Annotated in this window: 7 protein-coding genes; 5 read left to right on the plus strand and 2 right to left on the minus strand. The window is 69.3% G+C overall.

Annotated elements, in window-relative coordinates; translation table 11 throughout:
- Window positions 1-82 precede the first annotated feature (82 nt).
- The 3 genes from bioB to WA944_RS15760 are packed head-to-tail and all read left to right on the plus strand — an operon-like array spanning window position 83 to window position 1,976.
- Window positions 83-1,078, plus strand: a complete 996-nt coding sequence (gene bioB, locus WA944_RS15750; RefSeq protein WP_526647104.1) for a biotin synthase BioB — start codon at window positions 83-85, stop codon at window positions 1,076-1,078.
- Window positions 1,078-1,323: a biotin synthase auxiliary protein BsaP gene (bsaP, locus tag WA944_RS15755; RefSeq protein ID WP_370330718.1), complete on the plus strand. Its 246-nt coding sequence runs from the start codon at window positions 1,078-1,080 to the stop codon at window positions 1,321-1,323. Before bioB ends, bsaP begins: the two co-directional genes overlap by 1 nt.
- Window positions 1,320-1,976, plus strand: coding sequence for a DUF2567 domain-containing protein (locus WA944_RS15760; protein ID WP_526373936.1), 657 nt, complete (start codon window positions 1,320-1,322; stop codon window positions 1,974-1,976). Before bsaP ends, WA944_RS15760 begins: the two co-directional genes overlap by 4 nt.
- On the opposite strand, the gene WA944_RS15765 is transcribed toward WA944_RS15760, so the two are convergent.
- Complete coding sequence (locus tag WA944_RS15765; RefSeq protein ID WP_526373935.1) at window positions 1,912-3,264, minus strand: lipase family protein; 1,353 nt, start codon at window positions 3,262-3,264, stop codon at window positions 1,912-1,914. The genes WA944_RS15760 and WA944_RS15765 overlap by 65 nt on opposite strands.
- Before the next feature lie 42 nt (window positions 3,265-3,306).
- Window positions 3,307-4,011: an NrtR DNA-binding winged helix domain-containing protein gene (locus WA944_RS15770; protein WP_526373934.1), complete on the minus strand. Its 705-nt coding sequence runs from the start codon at window positions 4,009-4,011 to the stop codon at window positions 3,307-3,309.
- 83 nt (window positions 4,012-4,094) lie between these two features.
- Here WA944_RS15770 and nadA point away from each other — a divergent pair, with 83 nt between their 5' ends.
- Both nadA and nadB read left to right on the plus strand, forming a co-directional pair.
- Window positions 4,095-5,105, plus strand: coding sequence for a quinolinate synthase NadA (nadA, locus tag WA944_RS15775; RefSeq protein ID WP_526373939.1), 1,011 nt, complete (start codon window positions 4,095-4,097; stop codon window positions 5,103-5,105).
- The coding region (gene nadB / locus WA944_RS15780; RefSeq protein ID WP_526647105.1) for an L-aspartate oxidase at window positions 5,102-6,327 on the plus strand (1,226 nt) is incomplete at its 3' end. The genes nadA and nadB, both read left to right, overlap by 4 nt.

Consider the following 6,327-nt stretch of genomic DNA (forward strand, 5'->3'; position numbering starts at 1 on the left):
TCGACCACGTCACGTTTGTGGAGCTGCACACCGGTACCCTAACCTGAACGGTGTTCAAGTGGGCGACAGATAGGGCTGGCGAGTGAGCGACATTCTGGCAGTGGCACGCGAGCAGGTGCTGGAACGGGGCGAAGGCCTCGATCAGGACCAGACCCTGCAGGTGCTGCAACTGCCGGATGAGCGTCTCGACGACCTGCTGGCACTCGCGCACGAGGTTCGGATGGCGCACTGCGGTCCCGACGTCGAGGTCGAGGGCATCATCAGCCTCAAGACCGGCGGCTGCCCCGAAGACTGCCACTTCTGTTCGCAATCAGGCCTTTTCGCGTCTCCCGTGCGCAGCGCCTGGCTCGACATCCCGAGCCTGGTGGAAGCCGCCAAGCAGACCGCGAAGTCCGGCGCCACCGAGTTCTGCATCGTCGCCGCGGTACGCGGTCCCGACGAGCGGCTGCTGGCGCAGGTCGCCGCCGGCATCGAGGCGATCCGCAACGAGGTCGACATCCAGATCGCCTGCTCGCTCGGCATGTTGACCCAGGACCAGGTCGAGGCGCTCGCGGCGATGGGTGTGCACCGGTACAACCACAACCTCGAGACCGCGCGGTCGTTCTTCACCAATGTCGTGACCACCCATTCGTGGGAAGAGCGTTGGGGCACGCTGCAGATGGTCCGCGAGGCCGGCATGGAGGTGTGCTGCGGAGGCATCCTCGGCATGGGGGAGACGCTGGAGCAGCGCGCGGAGTTCGCCGCCAACCTCGCCGAGCTGGACCCGCACGAGGTGCCGCTGAACTTCCTCAACCCGCGTCCGGGCACCCCGTTCGGCGACCTCGACGTGCTGCCGGCCTCCGAGGCACTCAAGGCGGTGGCCGCGTTCCGGCTGGCGCTACCGCGCACGATGCTGCGCTTCGCCGGGGGCCGGGAGATCACGCTGGGTGACCTGGGGGCCAAGAAGGGCATGCTGGGCGGCATCAACGCCGTCATCGTCGGCAACTACCTGACGACGTTGGGCCGGCCCGCCGAAGCGGATCTGGAGCTGCTCGACGATCTGCAGATGCCGATCAAGGCGCTCAACGCCAGCCTGTGATGGGCATCGTCGTTTCACCCGAGGGCGAGCTGCCGGCTCCGGTCGGTGCAGGCGTTTACAACGTGTACACGGGTGAACCCGCAGGCAGCGTCGTGCCGACCACGGCGCAGTTGGGGCTGGAGCCGCCCCGCTTCTGCGCCGAATGCGGCCGCCGGATGATCGTTCAGGTGCGTCCGGACGGCTGGTGGGCGAAGTGCTCGCGACACGGCCTGGTCGATTCCAAGGATCTGGAGCTCTACCGGTGACCCTCCGGAGCCCGGAGCCGAGGGTGTCGCGGTCGCGTGCCGCGCTGACCGTGGTGGTCGGTGCCGCGGTGGCGGGTGCCCTGGTGGGCGGCTTGTGGGCGTGGCTGGCGCCGCCGATCCACGGCGTGGTGGCGCTGACTCGCGCCGGTGAGCGGATCACCGCGTCCCTGGGCAGCGAGTCGGACCATTGGTTCACCGCGGCGTTCATGTTCGTCGGAATGCTCGCGGTGGTGGCTGTGCTCGGGGCGGTGCTGTTGTGGCAGTGGCGCGCTCACCGCGGACCGGTGATGGCGGCGGCGCTGACGGTTGGTGGTGTGGTCACCGCGGTGGTGGCAGCGGCGGTGGGGGCGTCGCTGGCGCGCCTGCGGTACGGGGTCGTCGACGTGGCAGCGGCACCGGTGTCCGAGGAGAGGCGGGTGCACTACGTCGTCGAAGCCCCGGCGGTGTTCTTCGGCCATTCGCCACTGCAGATCGCGGCTACGGTGCTGCTCCCCGCCGCGGTCGCGGCGCTGGTGTACCTGCTGGGCGTCACCGCGACCCCGCGCGACGACCTGGGTGCCTGGCCGCCGGTGGAGTACCCGCTGCCGACTAGCGGTCGAATCGGGACAGGGGCTGACGTTCCACCCGCCGCCCCGTCAGCACCTTGGCCGTGATCACGCCGAGGGTGAGCATCCCGCGGTAGGTCGACGGGTTGAGCAGCGTCGGCCACTTCGTGCGGGCGATGTGCGCACGCAGCGGCCGTCCGGCGAAGCGGTCTCGCAACCAGCGCAGCGTCATCGGCGCAGACATCGGATGCAGCAGCATGTGCTCGCTGAACATGTCGCGGTGGTAGGTGACGCGGGCGCCGCCGCGGGTGTAGGTCTCGATCAATTCGTCGATGTCGTCGACGGAGATGATCCGGTCGTGGACGGCCTGCACGATGAGCACCGGCGTCTTGGGGGTGGCGGTGCCGAGCTTGATGCGGTCGAAGACATTCTGGACCTCCGGGGTCAACAGGATCTCCTCGAGCGGCCGGTCGACCAGATCCGCCATGTCCTTTCCGGCGCGCCGGAGCAGAGCATGCGCTGTGGTCATCTTCTCGATCCGCGCGAGCATCGCCTTGCCTTCGTCGGTGGCGTGCTCGGAGATGATGCGGTCCAGGTCGGGGTAGATGTGGGTCAGCGCCGCGACGACCATCGCCGGCAGTCCTGAATACACACTGCCGTTGAGACGCTTGAACGTATGACCGAGGTCGCCGACCGGCGAGCCCAGCACCGCGCCGACGACGTTGAGTTCCGGGGCGTAGCTGTCCTGCACCTCGGCGGCCCACGCAGAGGCCAACCCACCTCCGGAGTAGCCCCACAGCCCCACGGGCGCCCCCGGTGACAGCCCCAGCGGCTCGTGGTTGATCGCCGCACGCACCCCGTCCAGCACGTGATAGCCGGGTTCGTGGGGGGCTCCCCAGCTGCCGGCGGTGCCTTCGTGGTCGGGGACCGAGACGGCCCAGCCCTCGGCGAGCGCCGCGGCCACCAGCAGGAACTCGAACTGAGCCAGCGAGCCGATCGCCTTGGCGCCCCTGCGCAGGGCGTAGGACGGGAAGCACCGCCCCGCCACCGCGTCGATGGCGCACTGATACGACACGATCGGCAGAGGGCCGTCCGCGGCCCGTTCGGTGGGGACCACCACGGTCGTGACCGTGGTCTGCGGCTCGCCGTTGAGATCGGTGGTGCGGTACAGCAGCTGGGTCGCGTGAAACTTCTGCGGGATGAAGCCGAGGAAAGCGACCTCGACGTCGCGGGACCGCAGCACCGTTCCTGGCCGGGCGTGTTCGTATCCGGCCGGCGGCCGGTAGAACGAGTCGTAGGCGGGAACGACCGGGCGCGCCTTGGGTTGAAGGGGTTCATGAGGAGCCTGGCCGATCCACTGCGCTCCGGTGGACCGCGCCACGCTGCCGAGTTCCATCCAGGCATTGTTACTTAAGAACGTGTTAAGAAGCCAGCCGACTCACCCCGGTGGCCGCAATGCGGCGAATTCGTCGGTGACCCGGTAGCGCGAGTCGGTGAACCGGTACAGCGCCGCCGGTCGGCCACCGCTGCGGCCCGATCGCGCGGTGGTGCCGGTCCTGGTGATGACGCGACGACGCTCGAGCACCCGCTGCAAGTTGGTGGCGTCGACTGGGTGGCCGAGCGCGGCGCTGTAGATGTCGCGCAGCGTCGAGAGAGCGAATTCTGCTGGCGCCAGCGCGAATCCGATGTTGGTGTAGGAGAGTTTGGCGACCAGGCGGGTGCGGGCGTGCTCGACCATCGGGCCGTGGTCGAACGCCATCGGCGGCAGATCGCCGACCGGGTGCCATCGCGTGTCGGCGGGCAGCTCGGGGGTGGCGGGGGAGGGCACCAGGCCGAGGAACGTGGACGCGATGGTCCGCCGGTGCGGCACCCGGTCCGGGTCGGAGAACACCGCGAGTTGCTCCAGGTGCGCCAGTTCACGCAGGTCCACCTTCTCGGCGAGCTGACGCCGGACCGAGCTCGTCATGTCCTCGTCGTCGCCGAGGCGACCCCCGGGCAGGGACCATTTTCCGCGCTCCGGGCTCAGCGCACGCTGCCACAACAGCACGTGAAGTGCGGGTTTGTGTCCGGCGCCGGATGCCTGGCTCTGTCGGACCTGGAACACCGCGGCCAACACCTCGTGGTCGGTGCTAGTATGGACCATGTTTTCGATTATAAGTCGAAAACCTCGGCGAAGTGAAGGAGGCGACGATGACGGTGACCGAACAGTTGTCCGCTGACCATCTGATGAGCCAAATCGTCGACGGGCCGGGGGGTTTCTCCGGCGTCGACGGCGACGCGCAATGGGCCGCCGAGGTGCGCCGTCTCGTCGAACTTCGCGGTGCCACCCTGCTGGCGCACAACTACCAGCTGCCTGCCATCCAGGACGTCGCCGACCACGTCGGCGACTCGCTGGCGCTGTCGCGCATCGCCGCCGAGGCGCCCGAGGACACCATCGTGTTCTGTGGAGTGCACTTCATGGCCGAGACCGCGAAGATCCTCTCGCCGGCAAAAACCGTTCTGATTCCCGACCAGCGGGCAGGTTGTTCGCTGGCCGACTCGATCACCGCCGACGAGTTACGCGCGTGGAAGGCCGAGTATCCGGACGCCGTCGTCGTCTCCTACGTCAACACCACCGCCGCAGTGAAGGCCGAGACCGACATCTGCTGCACGTCGTCCAACGCCGTCGATGTGGTGGCCTCGATCCCGGCCGACCGCGATGTGCTGTTCTGTCCCGACCAGTTCCTCGGCGCGCACGTGCGTCGGGTCACCGGCCGGGAGAACCTGCACATCTGGGCGGGTGAGTGTCACGTGCACGCCGGCATCAACGGTGATGAACTCGCCGATCAGGCCCGCACCCATCCCGACGCCGAACTGTTCGTGCATCCGGAGTGCGGTTGCGCCACGTCGGCGCTCTACCTTGCCGGCGAAGGCTCCTTCCCCCAGGACCGGGTCAAGATCCTGTCCACGGGCGGAATGCTCGACGCGGCCCGGGAAACGGGCGCCCGTCAGGTTCTGGTGGCCACCGAGGTCGGGATGCTGCACCAGTTGCGCCGGGCAGCGCCGGACGTGGATTTCCGGGCGGTCAACGAGCGGGCCTTGTGCAAGTACATGAAGATGATCACCCCGGCGGCGCTGTTGCGGTGTCTGGTGGAAGGCGCCGACGAGGTCGACGTGGACGTGGACGTCGCGGCGGCCGCGCGTCTGAGCGTGCAGCGGATGATCGAGATCGGCCAGCCCGGCGGTGGCGGGGAATGACCGCCGGCTGCGGCGGGGCCGGTCTGTGGAGGCAGCGCGCCGACGTCGTCGTCATCGGCACCGGGGTCGCGGGCCTCGCCGCTGCGCGGGCGGCGCATCGCCACGGGCGCAGGGTGGTGCTGCTGAGCAAGGGCGGTGACACCGCCACCTTCTACGCCCAGGGCGGCATCGCCGTCGTGCTGCCCGATGCCTGCTACGGCAACGGTGACTCCATCGACGCCCACGTCGCCGACACCCTGGCCGCCGGCGGCGGGCTCTGCGATCCGGAAGCGGTCCGTTCGATCGTCGCCGACGGCCACCGTGCGGTGTCCGACTTGGTCTCGGCCGGTGCATGTTTCGACGAGTCGGCACCGGGTCGGTGGGCGTTGACCCGAGAGGGTGGGCACTCCCGCCGACGCATCATCCATTCGGGAGGAGATGCGACGGGAGCCGAGGTGCAGCGCGCGCTGAACAACGCGGCAGCCACCCTCGACATCCGCAGGAACCATGTCGCCGTGGAGCTACTGGTGGAGTCGGGCGTCGTGACGGGGGTGCTGGTGCTCAGCGACGACGGCCCCGGCGTCATCCACGCCCCGTCGGTCATCCTCGCGACCGGGGGACTGGGGCACCTCTATGAAGCGACCACCAACCCGGCGGGATCGACCGGCGACGGGGTGGCGCTGGCGATGTCCGCCGGCCTGGCTGTCGCTGACCTCGAGTTCATCCAATTCCACCCGACCATGCTGTTCGACGGGCGCGGCAGTGGCCGCCGCCCCCTGATCACCGAAGCGCTCCGCGGCGAAGGCGCGAAACTGGTAGACGCCCGCGGACGTTCGATCACCGAAGGGGTGCACCCGATGGGAGATCTGGCACCCCGGGATGTGGTCTCGGCGGCGATCGAGACCCGGCTGGCCGAGTCCGGGGATCGGTGCGCGTACCTCGATGCCCGCCACGTCACGGACGTGGCGACGCGGTTCCCCACTGTGACCGCGGCCTGCCTGGCGGCCGGCATCGACCCAGCGCGCCAACCGATCCCGGTCGTTCCGGGTGCCCACTACAGCTGCGGCGGTGTCCTGACCGATGTCTCCGGACGCGCCGAGCTCGCGGGTCTGTTCGCCGCGGGCGAGGCGGCGCGCACCGGGATGCACGGCGCCAACCGGCTGGCGTCCAACAGCCTGCTCGAAGGTCTGGTGGTCGGCGGCCGTGCCGGTGCTGCCGCAGCCCGCCATGCCCAGGTCGCCGG

Source organism: Mycobacterium sp. (assembly GCF_049683355.1).
In the GTDB taxonomy this organism is placed as follows: domain Bacteria; phylum Actinomycetota; class Actinomycetes; order Mycobacteriales; family Mycobacteriaceae; genus Mycobacterium.

Bases quoted from the DNA above. Each gene is read 5' to 3' on its own strand.
- bsaP (WP_370330718.1), top strand. From the start codon at position 1,078: ATGGGCATCGTCGTTTCACCCGAGGGCGAGCTGCCGGCTCCGGTCGGT.
- WA944_RS15765 (WP_526373935.1), bottom strand. From the start codon at position 3,264: ATGGAACTCGGCAGCGTGGCGCGGTCCACCGGAGCGCAGTGGATCGGC.
- nadA (WP_526373939.1), top strand. From the start codon at position 4,095: ATGAGCCAAATCGTCGACGGGCCGGGGGGTTTCTCCGGCGTCGACGGC.
- WA944_RS15770 (WP_526373934.1), bottom strand. From the start codon at position 4,011: ATGGTCCATACTAGCACCGACCACGAGGTGTTGGCCGCGGTGTTCCAG.